Origin of the sequence: Nonlabens spongiae (assembly GCF_002117125.1) — a bacterium.
In the GTDB taxonomy this organism is placed as follows: domain Bacteria; phylum Bacteroidota; class Bacteroidia; order Flavobacteriales; family Flavobacteriaceae; genus Nonlabens; species Nonlabens spongiae.
Genome location: NZ_CP019344.1, coordinates 710,216 through 733,050, shown reverse-complemented (window position 1 = coordinate 733,050; position 22,835 = coordinate 710,216). Strand labels below are relative to the sequence as shown.

At 40.2% G+C, this 22,835-nt stretch carries 20 protein-coding genes and 1 pseudogene; 15 read left to right on the top strand and 6 right to left on the bottom strand.

Going from position 1 to position 22,835, the window contains the following annotated elements; translation table 11 throughout:
• Nucleotides 1–272: 272 nt before the first annotated feature.
• Nucleotides 273–983 carry a flavodoxin family protein gene (locus BST97_RS03370; RefSeq protein WP_085765912.1) on the bottom strand — a complete coding sequence of 237 codons (711 nt, stop codon included), beginning with the start codon at nt 981–983 and terminating at the stop codon, nt 273–275.
• A gap of 355 nt (nt 984–1,338) precedes the next feature.
• On the opposite strand from BST97_RS03370, the gene htpG reads away from it, so the two are divergent.
• From htpG to BST97_RS03335, 7 genes and pseudogenes are all read left to right on the top strand, one after another.
• Nucleotides 1,339–3,231, top strand: coding sequence for a molecular chaperone HtpG (gene htpG / locus BST97_RS03365; protein ID WP_085765911.1), 1,893 nt, complete (start codon nt 1,339–1,341; stop codon nt 3,229–3,231).
• A gap of 388 nt (nt 3,232–3,619) precedes the next feature.
• On the top strand, nt 3,620–4,210 hold the full coding sequence (locus BST97_RS03360; protein ID WP_085765910.1) for a YozE family protein: 591 nt from the start codon (nt 3,620–3,622) through the stop codon (nt 4,208–4,210).
• Between the two features lie 170 nt (nt 4,211–4,380).
• Nucleotides 4,381–5,430, top strand: a complete 1,050-nt coding sequence (locus BST97_RS15985) for an HNH endonuclease (protein WP_211277464.1) — start codon at nt 4,381–4,383, stop codon at nt 5,428–5,430.
• A gap of 111 nt (nt 5,431–5,541) precedes the next feature.
• Nucleotides 5,542–6,033, top strand: coding sequence for a hypothetical protein (locus BST97_RS03350; protein ID WP_085765909.1), 492 nt, complete (start codon nt 5,542–5,544; stop codon nt 6,031–6,033).
• Between the two features lie 383 nt (nt 6,034–6,416).
• A pseudogene (locus tag BST97_RS03345) lies at nt 6,417–6,866 on the top strand (cupin domain-containing protein); the annotation flags it as partial.
• Nucleotides 6,867–7,177: 311 nt separating this feature from the next.
• On the top strand, nt 7,178–10,726 hold the full coding sequence (locus BST97_RS03340) for a GEVED domain-containing protein (protein ID WP_085765908.1): 3,549 nt from the start codon (nt 7,178–7,180) through the stop codon (nt 10,724–10,726).
• 191 nt (nt 10,727–10,917) lie between these two features.
• The gene (locus tag BST97_RS03335) at nt 10,918–11,883 is read left to right on the top strand and encodes an SRPBCC family protein (RefSeq protein WP_085765907.1); all 966 of its coding nucleotides are present in this window, start codon (nt 10,918–10,920) and stop codon (nt 11,881–11,883) included.
• Between the two features lie 4 nt (nt 11,884–11,887).
• Here BST97_RS03335 and BST97_RS03330 read toward each other — a convergent pair whose 3' ends face one another.
• The 5 genes from BST97_RS03330 to BST97_RS03310 all read right to left on the bottom strand — a co-directional run bounded on the left by BST97_RS03330 (nt 11,888) and on the right by BST97_RS03310 (nt 15,496).
• Nucleotides 11,888–12,505 carry an L-threonylcarbamoyladenylate synthase gene (locus tag BST97_RS03330; RefSeq protein WP_085765906.1) on the bottom strand — a complete coding sequence of 206 codons (618 nt, stop codon included), beginning with the start codon at nt 12,503–12,505 and terminating at the stop codon, nt 11,888–11,890.
• A gap of 1 nt (nt 12,506) precedes the next feature.
• Entirely contained in the window at nt 12,507–12,761 is a 255-nt protein-coding gene (locus BST97_RS03325; protein WP_085765905.1) for a hypothetical protein, read from the bottom strand.
• 84 nt (nt 12,762–12,845) lie between these two features.
• The gene (locus BST97_RS03320; RefSeq protein WP_085765904.1) at nt 12,846–13,058 is read right to left on the bottom strand and encodes a hypervirulence associated TUDOR domain-containing protein; all 213 of its coding nucleotides are present in this window, start codon (nt 13,056–13,058) and stop codon (nt 12,846–12,848) included.
• Between the two features lie 162 nt (nt 13,059–13,220).
• Nucleotides 13,221–14,594 carry an aldehyde dehydrogenase gene (locus BST97_RS03315; RefSeq protein WP_085765903.1) on the bottom strand — a complete coding sequence of 458 codons (1,374 nt, stop codon included), beginning with the start codon at nt 14,592–14,594 and terminating at the stop codon, nt 13,221–13,223.
• The gene (locus BST97_RS03310; protein ID WP_085768141.1) at nt 14,594–15,496 is read right to left on the bottom strand and encodes an ABC transporter substrate-binding protein; all 903 of its coding nucleotides are present in this window, start codon (nt 15,494–15,496) and stop codon (nt 14,594–14,596) included. Before BST97_RS03310 ends, BST97_RS03315 begins: the two co-directional genes overlap by 1 nt.
• 154 nt (nt 15,497–15,650) lie before the next feature.
• On the opposite strand from BST97_RS03310, the gene BST97_RS03305 reads away from it, so the two are divergent.
• The 8 genes from BST97_RS03305 (at nt 15,651) to BST97_RS03265 (ending at nt 22,813) form a co-directional block, all read left to right on the top strand.
• Entirely contained in the window at nt 15,651–16,043 is a 393-nt protein-coding gene (locus BST97_RS03305; RefSeq protein ID WP_085765902.1) for a DoxX-like family protein, read from the top strand.
• Nucleotides 16,040–16,774: a DUF2071 domain-containing protein gene (locus BST97_RS03300; protein ID WP_085765901.1), complete on the top strand. Its 735-nt coding sequence runs from the start codon at nt 16,040–16,042 to the stop codon at nt 16,772–16,774. The genes BST97_RS03305 and BST97_RS03300 overlap by 4 nt, the downstream gene beginning before the upstream one ends.
• Nucleotides 16,771–17,514, top strand: coding sequence for a class I SAM-dependent methyltransferase (locus tag BST97_RS03295; protein ID WP_245833647.1), 744 nt, complete (start codon nt 16,771–16,773; stop codon nt 17,512–17,514). Before BST97_RS03300 ends, BST97_RS03295 begins: the two co-directional genes overlap by 4 nt.
• A 536-nt stretch (nt 17,515–18,050) precedes the next feature.
• Nucleotides 18,051–18,296 carry an acyl carrier protein gene (locus BST97_RS03285; RefSeq protein ID WP_085765898.1) on the top strand — a complete coding sequence of 82 codons (246 nt, stop codon included), beginning with the start codon at nt 18,051–18,053 and terminating at the stop codon, nt 18,294–18,296.
• An 8-nt stretch (nt 18,297–18,304) separates the two neighbouring features.
• Nucleotides 18,305–20,887, top strand: coding sequence for a phosphoenolpyruvate carboxylase (locus BST97_RS03280; RefSeq protein WP_085765897.1), 2,583 nt, complete (start codon nt 18,305–18,307; stop codon nt 20,885–20,887).
• Between the two features lie 95 nt (nt 20,888–20,982).
• Entirely contained in the window at nt 20,983–21,702 is a 720-nt protein-coding gene (locus BST97_RS03275) for an MBL fold metallo-hydrolase (RefSeq protein ID WP_085765896.1), read from the top strand.
• A gap of 1 nt (nt 21,703) precedes the next feature.
• Complete coding sequence (locus tag BST97_RS03270; protein ID WP_085765895.1) at nt 21,704–22,321, top strand: nitroreductase family protein; 618 nt, start codon at nt 21,704–21,706, stop codon at nt 22,319–22,321.
• Nucleotides 22,322–22,519: 198 nt separating this feature from the next.
• Nucleotides 22,520–22,813 (top strand): HPF/RaiA family ribosome-associated protein, encoded by a 294-nt coding sequence (locus BST97_RS03265; protein WP_085765894.1) that lies wholly within the window; start codon nt 22,520–22,522, stop codon nt 22,811–22,813.
• Nucleotides 22,814–22,835 lie beyond the last annotated feature (22 nt).

Here is a 22,835-nt window from a genome sequence, read left to right as displayed (position 1 = left end):
TTAGCTGACTGTTTCTAATATCGGGCTTCGAGTATGCTTCGACGGGTTTAGCATGACACCTCAGCCCTCGTTACTAGACTAAATGCGAGCCCTGAGGGACTCGAAGGGCGTGTTTGTGAGTTTGTTAGCTTTGAGCTGTGAGCTTTGCGCGGTTTGTGATTAGTTTTAATGAGTGAGAGTCTTGTTTCTTGCTTCTTGTCTCTTGTCTCTTGCCTCTTGCCTCTTGTCTCTTCAATTATTCTAAAAGTCTGTAATTCAACTTCAAATTAATTCTATCGATACTCCGGATTCTCAAAACACCAGCGGTTTCCAGCATCCCATTGTTCTTTTGAGTTGCCAAAAGCGGGATAGCCGCCATTTTCCTTGAGCATTTTGGCAAGGTGGAGCAGGTTGTAGGTCATGAAAGTGGTGTTACGTTTGGTAAAATCATTGTCCAGACCAACTTTGCCATCATCACCATAACTGGGACCGGGACCTACTTCGCCTATCCAGCCAGCATCGGCTTGTGGTGGGATGGAGTAGCCCACGTGTTGCAGCGAGTACAAAATTCCCATCGCGCAATGTTTGATTCCGTCTTCGTTTCCTGTAATGATGGTGCCGGCAACCTTACCATAGAATTTATATTGACCTTTTTCATTTTGGAGTCCGCTGAGGGAATAGAGTCGCTCAATCAATAACTGACATTGGGAAGATTTCTCACCCAGCCAGATGGGCGTTCCTACCACTAGAATATCTGCTGCCATGACTTTTTTTGTGATTTCTACCCAATCGTCTTTTTCCCAGCCGTGCTCGGTCATATCGGGCTGCACGCCGCTGGCGACATCGTGGTCTATAAAGCGTAAGTGTTCCACCTCCACATGTTCACACTCCATGATGCGGGCGCTCACGTCCATGAGCTTCTGGGTGTGGCTTTCTTGCGGAGACTTCTTGAGCGTGCAATTGATGTAAAGTGCTTTGAGTTTGGAAAAATCGGGTGAGAACATTTTTAGTCTGTGAGTTTGTGAGACGTTGAGTTTCTGAGATTAGCGATTAGCGCCTAACGCCTAGAGCCTAAAGCTAACTGCCCTAAAAATAAAAAGTACAATCTGACAGACCTTGTGGCTTGGGGAAACTTTAGCGTGGCGTTAAGGCTGTCATAATGGCACGGGAGCGCACTTGGTAAGGACTTTGAAAATGTCGCGATGATCGTGAGAGTGGCGAAGACTTTGGGTAAGCACGCTTTCGCGAAAGCGAGATCAACAAACGGATGCCTGCGATGCATCCTAACGCAAGGGCGCTTCACAAGCGCCAATAAAAGAAAAAGTAACGGCGCTTGTGAAGCGCCATAAAACAATAAATATGAGTCAACAAGGAACCATTAATGTAGCGGTGGAGAACATTTTCCCGCTCATCAAGAAGTTTTTATACAGCGACCACGAGATTTTTCTACGCGAGCTCGTGTCCAATGCTACTGATGCCACGCTGAAGCTGCAGCATCTCGCCAGAATAGGGGAGGCTAAGGTCGAGCTGGGTGACCAGAAGATCGAGATCAAGGTCAATAAGGAGGCTAAAACGCTCCACATTATCGATCAAGGTCTGGGGATGACTGAGGACGAGGTGCAGAAATACATCAACGATATCGCGTTTTCTGGAGCTGAGGAATTCCTGGAGAAATACAAAGACAGCGCAAAGGATAGCGGGATTATAGGCCACTTCGGTCTTGGGTTCTACTCGGCTTTTATGGTGGCTGACAAGGTAGAAATCATCACTAAATCCTATAAAGATGCTCCAGCGGTACACTGGACGTGTGATGGGTCGCCTAATTACACGATTGAAGAGGCGCAGAAAGAACACTTCGGTACGGAGATCATCTTGCACATCAGCGATGATGAGACGGAATTTTTGGAAGAAAGCCGCATCCGCGAGTTGTTGAACAAATACAACAAGTTCATGCCAGTGCCGATTAAATTTGGTACGCGCACGGAGACTTTGGAGAAGCCAGAAGGAGCGAAGGAGGATGATCCAGCACCTACGCAAGAGGTAGACGATATCATCAACAACCCAAATCCAGCCTGGACCAAGCAGCCTACGGAGCTGGAAAGTGAAGACTACAAAAACTTCTACCGCGAGCTGTACCCGATGCAGTTTGAGGAGCCACTCTTCAACATTCACCTGAACGTGGACTATCCGTTCAACCTTACGGGAATTCTTTATTTCCCTAAGATGACTAACGATCTGAACATTCAGAAGGATCGCATACAGCTGTATCAGAATCAGGTATTTGTAACCGATAACGTAGAGGGAATCGTACCGGAATTCCTGACCATGTTGCGTGGGGTGATCGACAGTCCAGACATACCGCTGAACGTGTCCCGTTCCTACCTACAGGCAGATGGTGCGGTGAAGAAAATCTCCAGCTACATCACGCGTAAGGTGGCAGACAAGCTGAAATCTTTATTCAACGACGACCGCAAGGCGTTTGAGGAAAAGTGGAACGACATCAAGATCGTGATCGAGTACGGTATGCTGAGCAAGGAGAAATTCTTTGAGAAGGCAGACAAGTTTGCGCTGTACCCGACCGTGGACGGATCTTTCTTTACCTGGGATGAATTGATCGAGAAAATCAAACCTACCCAAACCGATAAGGACGAGAAAACCATCGTGCTTTATGCTTCTAATCAAGAGGAGCAGCATAGTTATATCGCTTCCGCGAAAGCGAAAGGGTACGAAGTCCTCTTACTCGACTCGCCTATCGTGAGCCACTTGATGCAGAAATTGGAAACCTCCAAAGAGAAAATCCAGTTTGTACGTGTGGATTCAGATCACGTAGACAATCTGATCAAGAAAGAAGAGGAGCAGATCTCCAAACTGAGCGATGAGGAAAAAGAAGCGCTTCAAAAAGCGATTACAGAAACTCTAGGAGATTCAAACTATACCGTACAGGTAGAGGCGATGAGCAGCGATGCCGCTCCATTTATCATTACACAACCCGAGTTCATGCGCCGTATGAAAGAAATGCAGGCGACCGGTGGTGGCGGTATGATGATGGGAATGGGCAACATGCCAGACATGTACAACCTGGTCGTAAACGCAAACCACGAGCTGGTTAACGAGATCCACAGCACTAAAACGGACAAGAAAAAACAACGCTTAATCAAACAAAGTGTGGATTTGGCTAAGTTGTCTCAAGGACTGTTGAAAGGTGAGGCGCTGACCGAATTTGTGAAGAGAAGTTATGAGATGGTGAAGTAGTAGCGCGCGCAGCGCGCGGTTATTAGTTAGCCGTTAATAGTTAATAGTTAATAGTGAAAAGGTCGCTTAGTGTTTGCTGAGTGGCCTTTTTTCTTCGTGGGGTTATTGTCGGGCTGACCCCTGTACTAAGTTTATCGATGTGTCGAAACTGTCTACGATATCTTAAAATGATTTGTAGTATGCTCTTTGGTTTTTGTTAGACATTTTTTTGGTGACAATCTGAGCATAGAGCAATTTTCAAACGTTCACTATCTCTTTGAATCTGTTTAAATTGCTTAATAGCGATCAATTCAAAGGAAAAGCTCGGATTTATGGGATGCTCACATGAAATACCTCTTAATGCTTATATTTACCTTATGCCATTGATTCTTAACAACATTCTAAACTAATGAAATTATTAGAACACATAAATAAAGTATCGAATATTGATAGTCCTATTGGTGATTTAGCAAATGATATTTTAAGAGATGCCAACTTCCCAAAAAAATCATCAGAAACGGAAATGTTAGATTACATAAACGTAATGACTTTGAGAGGGGGAAGAAACGATATTTTCCAAGAACTTCTAATAGAATATCGCCTATCCAACAATGAGACCCTTAATCTCATTCTTGATTATTTGCATCAAAACAATATTACCTCGCTGGAAAAAGGAAGAGAATTAGGTATCGCAACCCCTTACATAGAAGCGTGTGGAGATTTAATAAAGATTCCAGTAGCAAATACTTTTCCAGAAAATATATTGAATGAACTTGAAGAACTCGAAACCATGAATGAATTGCATGTTAAAATTTTTGATGGCACGGAGGTGCAAAGTAGCTTGCTTACTAAACCAAATATGAGTGATGGCAAGAATATTACATTTTACTCGCATCCAATTCAATTTGAATTCTTGACATCTTTAGTATCGCGAAGAAAACGAATTGCTAACAAAACGAAAAATTATTTGGATTTAGACCCTAGAAAAAATAATCGCTAACACCTAATGAACGCCCATAACTCAAATTGGCTTTTTAGAATAAGAAGATAGAAACTAAAAATTAAGGTTTTCTCAATATTCAACCGAAAGAAAAGTGTGCCTCGGCACTAGCACTACTTAATGCCTCGACTATTAGAACTAATAATTGAGAAAATCGAACCGTAAGAAAAATGAATGAAAGTCTAAAATTTAAACTGTTTAATGTTCTTCCAGCGGTATTAATAACCGTTTCTATTTGTCTTATCGAAGAGACTATCAATGCAATGGTCTCTTTTCTTGTGGTCTATCCTATATGGGGGTTGTCACAAGTATATTTTAGCGAAAAAATTAGTGACTACAGAACTGAACGAAAAAAACACGCCAATTTTTTAAGACTTCTGAATCTTAAATGGAGACAATGGCAAAGACTCACGGATAGTGAAAAAGAGGAGTACAGAATTTTGTATACTCATCAGGAAAAAATCAAGAAGGATATTAGTAGGAAAAGATTTCAATATAAAAACCCTAGCGATAATACATTTAATGAGATACGAGATAAAATAGAAATCGAATTTGAAAATCTTTCGACAGAACAGCGGATAGTATTGCTTCAACAATATGAGGTGGAATTGGGTGAGATCAACGAGTTAATTAGAGAGAAATCACTTAGGGAATGGAGAATTAATCAAAAAGTACGAATTAGATTAGAAAAATTGAAAAGAATCGAGGAGGAAAAAATGAAGGAGTTGCAAGAACGGCAAAAGCTGAGGGAAGAGCAAAGAACTAGACGGGAAAAAGAGAAAGAAAGAGAGATAAAACTAAAACAGGAAAGGGAAGAACAAATAGAAAAAGAAATACAGAGACGACAAGATGAACTTGACAAAAAATTAAGATTAGAAGAACTTAAAAGGCAAGAAAAAGACAGATATAAAGAGTATTATAAGCGACAGCAAAGAGAAAAAGAAAAAAGGAGAAATTGGGAATCGGAGGCAATCGAAGAAATGATTGAATCTGGTGAAATAAAGGACATTGACCAATCAAATAGAAATCGAACGATACCAAGTCATGTTAAAGAAACTGTGTTTACCAGAGATAAAGGTTGCTGTGTGAGTTGCGGCAGTAATCAAGATATAGAGTTTGATCATATTATTCCATTTTCTAAAGGTGGTAGTAATTCTATAAAGAATATTCAATTACTCTGTTTAAAATGCAATCGCAGAAAAAGCAATAAAATCACGTGATTATTTTACTTGTTAACACTCTCGCTGGCGCCGAGTTGCCTTCGGTGTCTACGCGATCATTGAAACCAACCAGCCGCACCGTTTAAGAAATAAATAAAGTCCAAGAAGAAGATGCTGAGAGATGTCATTAATATTATTTCCATTTTACTTGGTTTATTGATATTTCTGTTTGTCGCTTATATAGGATTCAGCAATCTAAACAAAGACCTGAGTCAATACAGTTACTACGAAAATCTAATTGTTACCAAAGAAGTAAAGACTTCCGATAATGATTCAGAAATATTCTCTCTAAGGCTGAAAGAAGTCAATAACGAGTTCAGTTATTATAGAATATCAGAAGATTATAATGATCTGCAAAACTCAATAGATATTGGCGATCGAATAAAAATTTTCTATGATTCAAATGCAGATGAAAAGAACCCCAATTCGGAAATAATCCAAATCGAAAAGAATGGTAAAATCCTACTAGCTGCATCTGAACATAAAACTAAATATATCATTCTATTCATAATTGGAATACTATCCGTTACCTATATGCTCTACTTAGGTTATCGCTATTTGAGAAAAAAGTCTATCGAGAATACGATTCCACCAATTTTTTAGAGTTGCGTGCTGATCCCGAGTAGCAATCAGAGCTCGCACAACAATCAGATTTCAACAGCAAGCTTCTATCCTGACAGTACGAAAAACCAGCTCAACTTTTCCAAATAACAAGAAGTCTTGATCTAGATGTTAGTTGAATTGAAACCTTGGAGGTTTCAATTAAAAACCTACTTCTTGTGCTGAATGCCATCAAGCAATCTAAATAGTCAAACTTCCTAGATTTTAAAGCTTAAAAAATTTTCAGTAACTCGTGCTGAGTTAGCTTTTAGAGATTCAAACTTCGGAAAGCTTATCAAACCGTATTTTTGATACAAAGAGATTACGCCATGCCTCATACAAAAGACCAACTCATCAACGTCCTCGACCTATAACCACATCCAGAAGGAGGGTATTTCAAAGAAACCTACCGTAGTGAGGGAATTATACCCAAATCAAGTCTGCCAGATGCTTATTCAGGCGACAGGAATTATTGTACGGGTATTTACTTTATGCTGACTGCCGGGAACTTTTCGGCGTTTCATAAGATTCATCAAGACGAGATGTGGCATTTTTATGATGGTGATCCCATAGTTATTCACGTGATTACTCCTGAGGGAAAATATTACAACCAATTAGTAGGACGTAATATCGCAAATGGCGAATTGCCGCAGTTTGTGGTCGAGGGAGGCAGCTGGTTTGCTTCAGAAGTGGTAGAAGGTGGCGATTATTCTTTTGTCGGTTGTACGGTGGCTCCTGGATTTGATTTTAAGAATTTTGTACTGGCCTCAAGACGACAGTTGATTGAATTTTTTCCATCACATCAAGAGGTGATCAAACGTTTGACTAGAGTTTGACCAGTTCGCGTGGTAAGGATTCTCTATTACTCAGAAAAGATCCCAACGCACTTACCTGAATCTGTTTAAGTTTTTAAAGGTGATATTTAATCAAAAGCTGATCAGCTTATCTATAACAAATATAAATAAGACGGTTCTCTAAATTTTTTTCATAATTATCAGAAATCTCTGATCTCTCATTATTGCTGATCTAAGACCTGTCTTACCGATTAAATACATATAATATCGTTATTCGGTGCATAGTATTAATATTTTGTTTCACTACATCGATGTAGTAATATTAGATCATGTTAATCTAAAAACCATTAATTATGAGAAAAAAGTCTCTTTTAATGATGTCTATGATGCTGATAGGTATTTCATGGACTTCAATGGCACAATCTCCTGCTGAGCGGGAAGTGATCGTATCTCGATACGATCAATCTGCTCTTCAGCAGGTCAAATCACAAATCGATAAAAAAATAATACAACAAAGAAGTGAAATAGAACAGTACGCTAAATCAAATAACATCCCCTTGAGAAAAGAGCTCAAGGACGGTACATTGATCGAACTGCAATATATTGATCCTGTAACGGGAGCTCCTATTTATTATGCTACTTATAATGTGGCTGCAGCCCGCAGTACCCGCACAAACTTTCTGCATAGTAACGGCGGCCTGGGACTCAATGTAGAAGGTCAGAACATGACCGCTTATGTTTGGGATGGTGGTTTAGCTAGGGCAAGCCATCAAGAATATGATGGTCCTGGTGGGAACAATCGTTTTAGTGTAGGTGATAATAGTTCTACACTTAATTATCATGCTGCTCATGTAACTGGTACCATTATGGCTTATGGCGCAGTAGCTTCGGCAAAAGGAATGGCTCCACAGGCTCTGGCTGTGGGTCATGACTGGAACAATGATAAAAGTGAGGCTACCAGTCAGGCAGCAAACGGTATGTTACTTTCTAATCACAGCTACGGTTTTAGAAGCGATCTGGTTCCTGACTATTATTTCGGTGCTTACATTACCGAAAGCCGCGATTGGGATCAGATCATGTACAACGCTCCTTATTACCTCATGGTAGTCGCTGCGGGTAACGATGGAAATGCAAACAGTTACAATGGCAGTCCGTTGGGCGGAAACAGTAGTTATGACAAACTCACTGGACACAGCACGTCTAAGAACAATTTGGTAGTTGCCAATGCTCAAGACGCAACTATTAATTCAGCTGGAGACCTGATAAGTGTGAGCATCAATTCAAGCAGCAGCGAGGGGCCTACTGATGATCTTCGTATCAAACCAGATATTACTGGTAATGGTACTGGCGTTTACTCAACTTATGAATCCAGTGATACCGCTTATAATTCAATTACGGGAACATCTATGGCATCACCTAATGTCACTGGCTCTCTGTTGTTGTTACAGCAACATTATAATCAGCTTAACGGCAATTACATGCGAGCAGCCAGTTTAAAAGGTCTTGCCTTGCACACGGCAGATGATGCTGGAGTAACGGGTCCTGACCCAGTTTTTGGTTGGGGATTGATGAACACAAAAAGAGCTGCTGAACTCATTTCAAATGATGGTGTAGGTTCAGAGATTTCTGAATTGACATTGACTAATGGCCAGACCTACGAGATCACGGTAAATAGTGATGGAGTCAACGATCTTATGGCTTCCATATCTTGGACAGATCTGCCTGGAACTGCTACAACGGCGACTAACAGCAATACCGCCAGACTTGTGAACGACCTCGACATACGTGTGATCAAAGCAGGTACGACTTATGAACCATGGCGTTTGACGGGTGTTACGACAAATGGGCTAGGGGACAATACCCGCGATCCTTATGAGCGCATCAGCGTTGCAAACGCGAGCGGGACATACACCATAAGAGTTACGCATAAAGGTAGCCTTTCGGGAGGTAGCCAAAATTATACCCTGATCTTGAGCGGTGTTTCCCAGCAAGTTCAAAATTGCGTGGCTACGGTTCCTACAGGATTGAATGTGACTGGCGCTGGTGCTACTGAGGCATCTCTTGCATGGAATGCCGTTACAAGTGCTAGTTATGTAGTACGCTTTCGCGAAAGCGGAACATCTACATGGACCACCGGCACCATAAACGGTACAACCGCAACCCTCACAGGTCTACAAACGCTCACTGATTATGAAGCACAGGTGCGCAGCGTGTGTAGTGACGGTTCACAAAGTAATTATTCCAGCAGCATCAATTTCAGTACGACGAACGTAGCTTACTGTTCTTCCAACGGGAACAATGTCAATGATGAATATATAGGCAGGGTTCAATTCAATTCCATTGATCAATCCAGTGGTGCAGGTTCTGGAGGTTATACAGATTATACCGGGACTTCCACAAATCTATCTGCAGGAACTTCTTACACGCTTACCGTGACACCTACCTGGACGGGAACGGTTTATAGTGAAGGTTATGCCGCATGGATCGACTGGAATCAAGATGGAGACTTTAATGATGCTGACGAGCAGGTATGGTCGCAAGGAGCAACTTCAAATACTCCCGTAAGCGGTACTGTTTCTGTTCCTAATGATGCAACTCCAGGAGCGACCCGTATGCGAGTTTCCATGAAATACAATGGAACGCCTACCGCTTGTGAAAGTTTTGACTATGGCGAAGTAGAAGATTATACCGTCGTTGTGGGAGCCGGCGATTCTCAGGCCCCAAGCGTTCCAACTGGATTGAACGTAAGTAACGTCACTCAAGACACTGCAAACGTGAGTTGGGCAGCAAGTTCTGATAATGTGGGTGTTGTGGAATATGAGGTTACCCTCAATGGAAATGTACTTGGAGCCGTTCAAGGAACATCTGCAAACCTAACAGGACTAGTAGCTAATACCAGTTATAGTGTGCGTGTAGCTGCAAGAGATGCGGCAAATAACACAAGTGCTTTATCCCAAGCTGCCAACTTTACTACGCTGCCTGAAGCGAGCTCAGGTTGTACAGCTACGGCTTCGCTTCCATATGCTCAAGGTTGGAATTCAAACCTTGGGAACTGGTCACAAGATACTAATGATGATTTTGACTGGACCAGACGCACTGGTGGTACACCTAGTAGCAATACTGGACCTAGCAGTGCAAATGAAGGATCGCACTATGTGTATATGGAATCTTCTGCTCCTAACAATAACGTAGATACCGCACGATTGATCTCGCCTTGTATCGACCTGGGTACAGAGGCGGCTACCTTGACCTTTAATTATCACATGTTTGGAAGCAGTGCTATGGGAAGTTTGAGAGTAGACATCAGTTCAGACGGTGGAACCTCATGGACGCAACTCTGGTCTCGTAGTGGCAATCAAGGCAACAGCTGGCAAGCAGCATCTATTGACTTAAGTGGTTTTGTGGGAACTTCGGTACAGATACGGTTGAATGGTACTACTGGGACTACGTGGCAAGGTGATATGGCGGTTGATAATCTAAGTATTTCGACTGGCTCGGCAGATCCTTGTGCAGGTGTCGCTCCATGGAGTTCAAGCACTTCATATTCTGTAGGAGATCGTGTGACATACAATGGCTCACTTTACGAGCGTGCTGCAAGCTCATGGGTTAATTTAGGTCCTTGTGGTACTACAAATTCTTTTGCTGGAGAAATTGATGCTGTTGCACCACCTTTGAATGTAAGCTTAAGATTGTATCCTAACCCTGTGACGGATGGAATATTGAATGTAGAGCATTCTCTAGGAGATAAAGTTTCATTTGAAGTTCTAAATCTTCAAGGTCAGTTGATCCACTCCGGTAAATTACGATCCAGAATGGATGTATCCGATTTATCAGTGGGAGTTTATCTACTACGGGTTAAAGCTGGTGATCAAATTATGACTAAACGTTTCATTGCTAGATAGATTGATTAATATTAGTCAACTAAAACTAAAACCGCTCCTCAATTTGGAGCGGTTTTTTTAGTTATAAGCGACACTATAAATTACTAATCGCAATTGATGGAACATTCAATTTATTTGTGTGAAACTTTCAGATCTTCAGAATAAGCAGGATTTCTTATAATTGTCTAATCATTTAAAAGAAATAACCGACCATGAGTAAAAGAATCAAAGTCATTCTTGTTGTTATAGGAATACCGCTTTTATATGCATTAATCACACGAATATTATTTGGTCTAGAAACTGGGGCTTGGGGTGAACTTCTATCCGTAATGACGGTTAGTTTCTTGTTTATACTTCCTGGAATAGTCGGTGCGTTAACGGTGTATCTATCTTCCGTAGATAAAGCTAGCAGTATGCTCTATCGTGTTTTCATGCCTTGGGTACCTATAATCTTGTTTGTAATAGTCACTTTAATGCTACAAATTGAAGGCTGGGCTTGTTGGATAATGATTTTGCCAGTATTCTTCATAATTGGATCGCTTGGAGGTCTAGTCGGCGGGTATTTGAAATGCTATAAAAGAAATGACAGGCTCAATATTTCAATTTTGGTTTTGATCCCATTTATTATAGCTCCCTTGGAAAATATGATTGAAACCATTCCAGGTACCTATAAAGCTTATACCTATATCGACATAAATGCCCCAGCTGAAAAGATCTGGGATAATGTAACTAGGGTAGAGGCTATTGAACTAGAACAGGACACTGGACACCTAACCCGATTTTTAGGATTTCCACGACCCGTAAAAGCTGAATTAAACTATGAAGGAGTAGGAGCTTATCGGGAAGCCATATTTACAAAAGGACTTGTGTTTCATGAAACCGTAACGGAATATGTAGATAATGAGAAAATGGTATTCACAATCAAGGCTTATCCCCATGAGATTCCTTCAACTACACTCGACGAGCATGTAGTGATAGGAGGCGATTATTTTGATGTTTTAAACGGGACTTACGAGTTGGAAAAACTAGCTGATGGAAAACATAGACTGCACCTTTACAGCCATTTTAAAATGAATACCACCTTTAATTTTTATGCTGGATGGTGGGGCAAATGGATCATGAAAGACATTCAGAACAACATTCTGAAAATAGAAAAAGAACGCTCAGAAACTGAATAAAAAACTACAGATCCACACTTCCTAAACCTTCCCTCACAAGAATAGGTTCGTCTCCAGTTAAGTCAATTATGGTTGATGCAATATTGCCACCGTAACCACCGTCGATCACATAATCTACTTGTTTTTCCCACTTTTCAAGAATTAAACTTGGGTCAGTTGTGTATTCAATGACTTCATCCTCATCTCTTATCGAAGTTGAGATGATAGGGTTTCCCAAGGCATGAACTAATCCCGTAGCAATAGAATTATCTGGAACTCTTATCCCTACCGTTTTTTTCTTTTTAAAAACTGTAGGTAAGTTATTATTTCCAGGTAAAATAAAAGTATAGGGACCAGGTAAATTGCGTTTAAGGATTTTAAAAGTACGCGAGTCAATCTGACTCACATAGTCACTCAAATTACTCAAATCCTCACAGATAAATGAGAAATTTGCTTTTTCAAGTTTCACTCCGCGTAACTGAGCTACCTTTTCTAATGCTGATTTATTATTAATATCACAGCCTAAACCATAGACCGTATCAGTTGGGTAAATCACCAGCGCACCGTCACGCATATCCTTTGTGATTTTACGCAACAATCTAAAATCGGGATTGTCTGGATAAATTCTAACTAATTCTGCCATGTCAACTTTTATTTAAGAGGAAATCAATGGGTATGAAAAATAAGGCTAGAGCAGCAATGGCAAGAATGATCTTGATCCACAGTTCTAGATCCTCATTATCTGTTTCTGGCAAAGTATCGTAGCGGTGGTTGCCTTTCCGGTCAATTTTGATGACCACTCGAGAATTATCAGCTGGGTTCTCAGATGTGCTGGACACATATTTTTTGTAGAGTTTAAATAAAACCGCACCACCACCTAACATCAGTATAATAAACATCAAGCACTCTTGATTTGAAAAATTTGACAAAGTAAATAAGGTCATAAAAATTAATTGTGAAGAGCTAAAATTAGTGAATATTCTTTAGTCTGCACGCTCTACCTCGTTCTCAAGTTTCAAGACATGATCACCATCATCTTGTTTGATATATAAGGCTTTATTACCTTCTTCACCTTTACGAGTTACTTCATTGCCGTCGATCGTGCGGGTTACTTCTTTAGTAAACGTGCTCTGTACTTTTCCTTCGGCAGTTCCGTTTCCCCATTCCCATTTTACGCGTGTTCCTTCTTTGATCATGGTTTTTGTTTAAAAATAGTGGTGGTCTCGCTTTCGCGAAAGCGTAATAACATCACCTTAACCACACCTTATCAAACTTTTGTGAGATTACCGGCTTAGTTCAAGATGTGCTAAGAGCAGGTTTGACACATCATTACAAGTGAATTGACTCCAAATCATTCTTCAAACCCACTTAAGCATCTTGCGGATTTTGCTGAGTTTCCCATTATAAGGCGGATATTTTATTTTGATATCGAGCCAAGTGCGTCGGTGCACCATACTTTTGTGATGTGAGAAAGTTTCAAAAGATTTTTTTCCGTGATAGGCGCCTATACCGCCGTCTCCCACACCGCCGAATGGCAAACGCTCATTTATAAATTGCACAATACTATCGTTGATCACACCGCCACCGTAGGAAAAACGATCAATGAACCAGCTTGCAAACGACTTATCCTCAGTGAAACAGTAGCCTCCCAGAGGTTTGGGATACCGCTTGATAATATTTGAAATATCCTCAGTCGTCTCGTAGGAAAGAATCGGTAAAATAGGTCCAAAAATTTCATCTGCCATCACCTTAGAATTTAGACTAGGCTCATCTACCAGAGTCGGCTCGAGGTAGAGGTTATCTTTATCATGATTTCCACCGTGGATAACTGTTTCATCTTTTAAAAGTCCCACCAAATTTTCAAAATGTTCCTCCCTTATGATGCGTGGATAATCATCAGATCGTTGCGGGTTTTCTCCATAAAATTCAATTATTGATTTTTTGAGCGCTTCGGTAAACTCGACTTTGACCGATTTATGACAAAGTATATAATCAGGCGCGATACAGGTCTGTCCTGCATTAAGAAACTTTCCCCACGCGATACGCCTCGCAGCTACCGGTATATTTGCGCTCTCATGAATCACACATGGGTTTTTGCCGCCCAATTCCAGTGTCACCGGTGTCATGTGTTCTGCAGCAGCTTTATAGATAATCTTGCCTACTTTGGGGCTTCCCGTGAAAAAGATGTAGTCCCATTTTAAGGCAGTGAGTTTTTGAGATACATTTGCATCGCCCAGTATCACACTCACATGATCTGCTTCACAACTCTCAGAGACGATTTCTACTAGAACTTTTGAGGTGGCGGGTACAAACTCGCTAGGTTTTAAAACGACCGTATTACCAGCAGCGATCGCGCCGATTACGGGACCCAGTGCCAACTGAAATGGATAATTCCAGGGCGCTATGACCAGCGTGTTTCCATAAGGCTCTTTGTAAATCTTTGCCGTAGAAGGAAAGTTGAGGATACTAGGGCGAACCCGATTAGGTTTTGCGTAGCTCTTTGTGTTTTTAATATATTTATCAAGTTCATTTAGAATTACATAAACTTCAGTGAGGAAGCTCTCGTAATTGCTTTTGCCCAGATCCTTTTTGAGCGCATCAAAAATATCGCGCTCACTAGCTTTTATAGTTTTTTGGAGCTTTTTTAATGCATTGATTCTGTAGTCAATATTAAATGTCGCCCTAGTTTCAAAAAATGCTTTTTGTTTCTCGTGAATTTGCTCGGGTGACATCAGGATAAGAATTCATTAGTAAACAATAGGGAAGTTTCTATATCACTTGTACTGAGTCCATGTTCATAGAGCCAATTCAAGAAACGATTGACATTATCTATCTCCATTTTTCCCCAATCAGAAGATTCTGGTACGACTTCATTGGTTAACTTGATGCTCTTCAGCAGGTCGATTTTACAGTCATTAGGAACGTACTTTTTTAAAATATGCGCAGATTGTTCTGGTTTTGCTTTCGCGAAAGCGGCACCTTGAGCAGTAGCCTTTAGAAAATCTTTATACAGCTGTTTATTTTCCAATACGTGAGTTTGATTTGCTGAAACCACCGGTGAATAGGAGTAGGGGATCCCATATTCACTCATTTTAAAAAGCTCCAGTTCCTCGCCATTTTCTTCTGCTTCGAGAGCTTCCCAGTTTGTGAATATCCAGGTACTATCAGCCGTACCATTCACAATGGTGTCCCAGATCCCCAGTTTATCAGGAAAAATGATGCGTACCGTGCCGTGACCGCCATCGTTTTTGATCATTTGGCGCAGGATGGCATCTTCATAACGCGCGTTGTAGGATGCATAAGATTTACCATCCAGTTCTCTAGGACTTTTTGCAATTCCTTTTTTACAGGCGATGGCACTCAAATCCTTGTTGAACACGGCAGCTATGGCGATAAGCGGGAAGGGATTTGCCTTAGTCTGATAGGATAAAACACTTTCCAGCGGGCACAAAGCAATATGTGCTTGACCATTCTCGACCTTTTTGGCTGGGGTAATTTTATAGTTGTCTTGATCTGGTGTAATGAACTCTATTTCAATTTGTTCGCCCTTATAAAAACCCTGTTCTTGAGCAATTATAAAAGCGAGGTGATTTGTATTAAAAGTCCAGTCTAAAGCGATTTTGAGTGTTTGCATGGCGTTTATAAAATAAGTGTCGAAGTTAGCCATTAAGCTACGCAATAGGGGTTAATGGTATGTTAGAGGGGTGAGATGTCGCAACAAGTGACAGTTGATCGCTAGAGGTTTGCTATATTCACACGACTTACCAAATCTCCAATTTGCCATATCAATGAGAAAAACCTATTTGAATTTGTTCTTAAATATCCTGATCGCATTGGTTTGGTTTGTAAATGGTTTAATCTGTAAAATTTTGAATGTTGTACCGAGGCATGAAATGATTGTGAGCGAACTATTAGGCAATGAGCATTCTAGGATTTTAACCATACTCATTGGGATTTCAGAATTGATCATGGTTGGCTGGATATTATCTAGATACCGCTCTAAATGGAATGCTATAAGTCAAATCGTGGTAGTGATGACCATGAATATTATTGAATTCACGATAGTTCCAGAACTGCTATTATGGGGGCGGTGGAATATCGTATTTGCATTGATCTTCTCTGGACTTGTTTATTATAATGAGTTTATTCTCAACAAATTTGAAAACGAACTTACACGATGAATTTTCTAAAAAACCATCCTTTTACAGTTCAGGCTCATTTTAAAAGCTCTATTGTTTTCACCTATGCTATAAAAAAAGAAGAATTAAAGCATTTAATTCCACAGCCACTCACACTAGACACTTTTAATGACAAATGGGGTTTCATTGCTGTGGCTATGGTTCAAACTAAACAACTTAGACCTAAAGGCTTTCCAAAATTTATGGGAAATGACTTCTTCTTGATTGGTTACAGGATTTTTGTGAGGTACAGAAATCAGTCAGGAAAAAACTTGAGGGGCTTGTATATCTTGAAGTCGGAAACTGATAAGTTGAAAATGCAAGTCATGGGTAATCTATTTACCCATTACAACTACACGACGACAGATATCACGATAAAAGAGGATGAAGATTCTAAATCGATCTTTTCAAAGAAATCAAATTTTAAGGTTCGTTTAAGATCGGGTGGACTTGAAACTGAACTTCCAGAGTACTCTCCATTTTCAGACTGGAAAGAAGCACGTAAGTTTGCTGGCCCGTTGCCGCATACTTTTACCATAGATTCTAGGGCCAATACGATACTAACTATATTAGGAAGGCGCAAAAACTGGAAACCGCAACCCGTTCAAGTCTTAGATTCTCAATTCATGTTTATTGAAGACCTCAAACTACAATCTGCAGTCCTTGCAAATGCTTTTGAAATTAAAAATGTGGATTATCATTGGGATAAGGGAAAAATAGAACGCTGGAAATGAAAAGAAGAAAATTTCAAGGAGTCTTGAATATCTTGAGCTTTAATCGGCATTTTTATGTGATTGGAGTAGCTTCCTTAACACTTCTGATTTCCCTTGTTTTATATTTTGAGTTGAGCACCTATTATACGGTAATTCTGGTTTTAGGTTTTACTTATGGATTATTAGTGCCCTTAATTGTATCAGCTTACATTTATGATTATTCTGGGTTTTATGAGTTTAGATGGCTGGATCAGTTTGATTTTAAGGATTCTAAAAATAACACTATCATAAACATTAATGCAGGTTTTGATGAAACAAGTTTTATAATAAAAGACAAGCTTCCTCAATCAAACTTAAAGGTCTATGATTTTTACAATCCTGATCGTCATACGGAGCCAGCGATCGTAAGGGCTAGAAAGGTCAGCAATATCTATCCCTATACTCAACGGATATCGAGTCATAGTCTTCCGCTTAAAGCTCATACGGTTGATTATATATTTCTTATTTCTGCAATTCATGAAATTAGAAATAACGATGAACGAATCACTTTTTTAAAAGAATGTGGACGTGTACTTAAGAATGAGGGTAGAATTATCATGGTCGAACACTTGAGAGACTTGCCTAATTTTCTAGCATTCACCGTGGGATTCACTCATTTCTTTTCCAGTGTTAAATGGCGCAAGTCTTTTAAAACAGCAGGTTTCCGAAATATAAATGAGATAAAATTCACACCTTTCATGTCCATTTTTGAGGTTTATTGATATGGAATTACATCTTCAAATCATAGGATTTATTCTAATCGCTCTTGCTGGCATTCACGTTTTTTTTGCTAGATATTTCAATTGGAAACAAGAACTTAGGTATTTAAGCTTAATCAATAGGCAAATGATGATCGTGCACACGTTTTTTCTCGCATTGGTATTATTTTTAGTCGGACTACTGTGTCTAACTTCTTCAAATGAAATGGTTTCTACACGGCTGGGAAATAAAGTATGTTTGGGATTAGGGACATTTTGGATCATTCGATTAATGTTTCAGTTTTTCGTTTATTCACCACTATTATGGAAGGGTAAAAGATTTGAAACTATGGTGCATATAATCTTTATAGCGCTCTGGACTTACCTCACGATTATATTCCTGTGGATCGGAAAGCCTGTAATTTTTATGTAATCAGGATGGAATCCCGCTTTCGCGAAAGCGTGCAAAACAAACTACTCCAGATCACGAACAACATCTTATGACTTCTTATACAATTTCCTGACGCAATTGCGCTAATTTTATGGGCTAACCTTTGAACATGATACAAGAGAAGCTATATAACATCGTGAAGGTGTACCTGCCGCAAGATGTTGCTCCAGACGCTATAGAGCCTACCAGTCACCTCATGAATGATCTCAATATCAATAGTGCCCACCTAGTTGATATCGCGCTGGATGTGGAAGATGAATTTGATATCATGCTAAACGAGGAGGACATGGAAAATATGCAAACCGTTAACGATGCGATCACAATTATCCAAGCCAAAACCAATAATCCCAAATAATTATAACCATGCAGAATCGCACTCCCATCGATATTTTTGAACAAGAAGTTGCCTCAAAGTATCAGATTTTCAACGGAATCTTTATGACGCTGCCCTTTGATGACATTTCAAATACGGGTAGTTTACTGCCGCTTTTTCATAAAATTTGTAGGGATGGGTTTGAGCGCGGTAAGAATCCACAGGAGATCGTTCAATATTTTTTTCAACGCTATATGCCTGACGCCGAACTTGAAGAACGGCATGCGATGTTGTTCCGTTTCATTCAGTACATCGAGCGACAAGTGGTATTGTTTGATGCCATTGAAGATGCCGCATTTTCTAAAGTAAACAACCTAGAGGGTAGGGGAACACTCAAAAATGTAAAAGAGGAAGCAGAAGCCCTACAAAAATCTGTGGATCTCAAACAATACCTGAATAATTTTAAAGTACGCCCGGTACTTACAGCGCATCCTACGCAATTTTACCCTGATGAAGTTCTAGGAATTATCAATGACCTTAGTCAAGCTGTTGCCGCAAATGATATCACTCAAATTAAACTGTTGCTATCCCAACTAGGGAAAACACCTTTTTTCAAGAAAGAAAAACCTACGCCTTATGACGAGGCCGTGAGCCTGATCTGGTATCTGGAAAATGTGTTTTATCACGCCATGGGTAATATCTACGATTACGTAAAAAGTAACATCGACCCGTCAGATGATTTTAGCAATCCACTGGTGGAGATCGGTTTCTGGCCGGGTGGAGATCGTGATGGAAATCCTTTTGTCACAAATGAGATCACACTCAAAGTAGCGTTGCGCTTGCGATCTACCGTGCTGCGTAACTACTACCGTGATTTGCGCAAAATTACCCGTAGAATCACCTTTAGAGGAGTACACGATAGACTTTTAGCGTTGCAGCGCAAGGTCTATCAGGCGATATCGGTAAAAGAGAAGCTGGACTTTACAGCAGGAGATTTAATCGTTGAACTTCAGTCCGTAAAAAAAGAAGTAATTCTTAGGCACAACGCACTCTTTACGGATCTGATCGATAAATTGATTCACAGGATCCAGCTTTTTGGGCTTCATTTTGCCGTATTGGACATTAGGCAGGACAGTAGCATTCACGATGAAGCTTTTGAGAAAATCGTAAATGAGTTAGTGAAGCTCAATCAATTTACTGATTTGAACCTAAGCAACTATTACAAGCTAACAGAAAAAAAGAAAATAAATATTCTCACTCAGCTTCAGAACGTGACACAGATTTCTGAAATTGAAAATGATAGTGTGCAACGCGTTTTGGGAAGTATGCAAACGCAGCAGCAGGTTCAAAAATTAAACGGCACACGAGGTTGCAACCGTTATATCATATCAAACAGCCAGAAGATCAGTCATATCCTTGAGGTATATGCAATGTTGCGCTTACTCATGGCAGACCAGCCGCAGGTTCATGTGGTGCCTTTATTTGAAACCGTTCCCGATCTTCAAAATGCACCAGAGATTATGGATGCCTTGTTTGCAAACCCAGATTACAGAGCGCACATAAGACACATGGGCGATAAACAAGACATTATGCTGGGCTTCAGCGATGGAACTAAAGATGGCGGTTATCTTATGGCAAACTGGTCTATATATAAAGCTAAAGAAACACTAACCGAGATCTGTCGCAAGCATGGAGTGAGTGTTACCTTTTTTGATGGCAGGGGAGGACCACCCGCAAGAGGAGGTGGGCAAACACACCAGTTTTATGCCAGTATGGGTTCAAAGATCGAGTCTAATGAAATACAGCTTACTGTACAGGGACAAACCATAAGCAGCAAATTTGGAACGCTAGACAGCTGTCAGTTCAATCTCGAGCAGCTGATCAGTAGTGGCGTTACTAATGGTGTATACGATGCAAAAAGCAATGATTTCTCAGATGAAGCTTATAAAACGATGGAATCACTCGCTCAAACTAGTTATAAAGCTTATCAGCAGTTCAAACAGCATCCCAAATTCTTACCTTATTTGGAAAACATGAGTACGCTGAAATTTTACGCCAAGACTAATATAGGCTCCAGACCGAGTAAAAGAGGGAATAAAAAGACTCTCGAATTTAAAGATTTGAGAGCCATTCCATTTGTAGGATCCTGGAGTCAACTCAAACAAAATGTACCAGGTTTCTACGGCGTGGGAACAGCACTTGAAAAAGCCGATAAAAATGGAGAATGGTCAAGTATAGAAAATCTTTATACAAATAATAAATTCTTCCGTACACTACTGTTTAACAGCATGATGAGTATAACCAAGTCATTCTTTGATTTAACTAAATATATGAGTCACGATGAAGAGTATGGGGAATTTTGGAACATGATATTTGAAGAATATAAACGCTCAAAAAACTACTTGCTCAGGCTCACGGGTATGGAAAATTTAATGCAGAATGAGCCGGTAGGTAAAGCCAGCATCCAGCAGCGAGAACAAATTGCCCTACCGCTACTCACGATACAACAATACGCGCTTTTAAACCTTCAGAAAGTGACTGGTAGTAACGATGAACCTCTTAAGCAGACCTTGGAAAAAATGGTCACGAGATCACTTTATGGGAACATTAACGCCAGCCGAAATTCTGCATGATGATCGAGGTAGTTAAATCGGTATTAACTGAGAGGTTAAATAATCCTAATTGGGAAAATCTCTAGCAGTTATCGAGCTATTTTTAAACAAAAATCATGCACGACACCGTTGAAAAACTCGACACCTTCAGCAGACTAGACGCCTTGCGCACAGCTGTTTATGGGGATTCTGTGAAGATCCTTCACGACACATTTTTGCTTAAGTTTCCTAAGCGCGAGCACCGTTATGGTAATGGATTTGCCATCCGTCATCAAAATAGAAAAGATTTAGTGCTCATTGATACCGTGAATAGGGAACATCATGGTGAGTTAGTACGCTTTCGCGAAAGCGGATACAACATCAAGGGTCTGCTGTTAACTAATAAAAACTTGATCAGTCAGGCTTATACGGAACTGTCTGATATAGCACGAGAGTTGAGAACTGAGATTTACATACATCCTTTAGACAGTCCTGTTACTAATTCAATAGATATTACTGGATATCATGATTTTTTACAAGAATTTGATCTCACGGTGTTTCACACTCCCGGACATACGAGTGGTTCCGTCATGATCTATTCAGGGGCAAGCGGTGCTTTATTCACAGGCGATAGTGCGGTGGGAAGTCCTTATGAGAGTGATAATTACTACTTTGAAAGACCACCTATTACTAGCGATGAGAGCGATCTAGCACTGAGAGAGAGTTGGAAATCCATATCAGTCGATTTTAAACACCTTTTACCCCTACATGGCAAACCACAATTTGATATCAACCCAGAAAAGCGTAATCAAATTTTAAATAATCTAATTAAAACTGAGAAAACAAAGCATTTATAATATGAATAGTGATAAAACAAACCTCCTTAAAGAAACTCCTACAGACCACGAGATCTTAGATTTAATCAAAAATCGCTGGAGCCCTAGAACTTTTGCCGACACGCCTATTTCAGCGGCAGATTTGAACACTCTATTTGAAGCGGGCCGCTGGGCTCCCAGTTCCAATAATTTCCAGCCATGGCACATTGTGTGGGGTGTAAAGGGAAGTGAGACTTATGACCGCATATTTAACCACCTTGCAGAATTCAATCAAAACTGGGCAAAAAATGCTCCAGTTCTTTTACTGGGAATAGTCGATACAAAAACTCCTAAAGGCGATGATAATTATCATGCACCACATGATCTAGGACAATTTATGGCAAATGTGGCGATTCAAGCGCAAAGCATGGGAATTGCATTGCACCAAATGGCAGGAGTAGATTACAAAGCCGCTTTGAAGGAGTTTGAATTTCCTGAAACTTATCACGTTGCAACGGCCATTGCCATAGGTCATTATGGAGGAGATCTAGAAGATGTTCCAGAAGACCTTAGAGAAGCAGAGACCGGTCCTCGATCCCGTAAGAAAATTGAAGAGTTTACCTACAATGGAAACTATATAAAGCACGCCGATATAGATTAATCCCAGCATTAATTACCTTATAATCAAATCACAAATCCTGAAGCAGTTTTGCTTCAGGATTTTTAATTACAGCAAGCCATGTTGCGGTTTATTGATCTGATTGAGCAGATAAACAGCATTTTTTTGTGTTTTATCGGAGATTTTAACAGTTTGATGAAAACTGCGACCTGAAACAACTCGTAAGTAGGAAAAAACGATATGATTCACTTTACTTACGTCCATGTTACGCACAACAATGCCTTTGAGAATTATGTAGAAGCAAAGCTAAATGAGCTGTTAGGAGAGGATTGTAAGGATTGTAATATTCATGTGAAACTCTACCGTAAGTTCAACCAACGAAATTCGGTCAAAGAATCAATAGACCTCAAAGCTACTATCAATAACGTTATCTATACCACCAGTGCTGCAACGAGCAGTTTTAAATCTTCCTTTAATAAGGCACACGCACAATTAAATATGGAAGTTCAAGAAAGATTAGTAAAGTCTAAATAGAGTTTTTTATCTTGAAACTCAC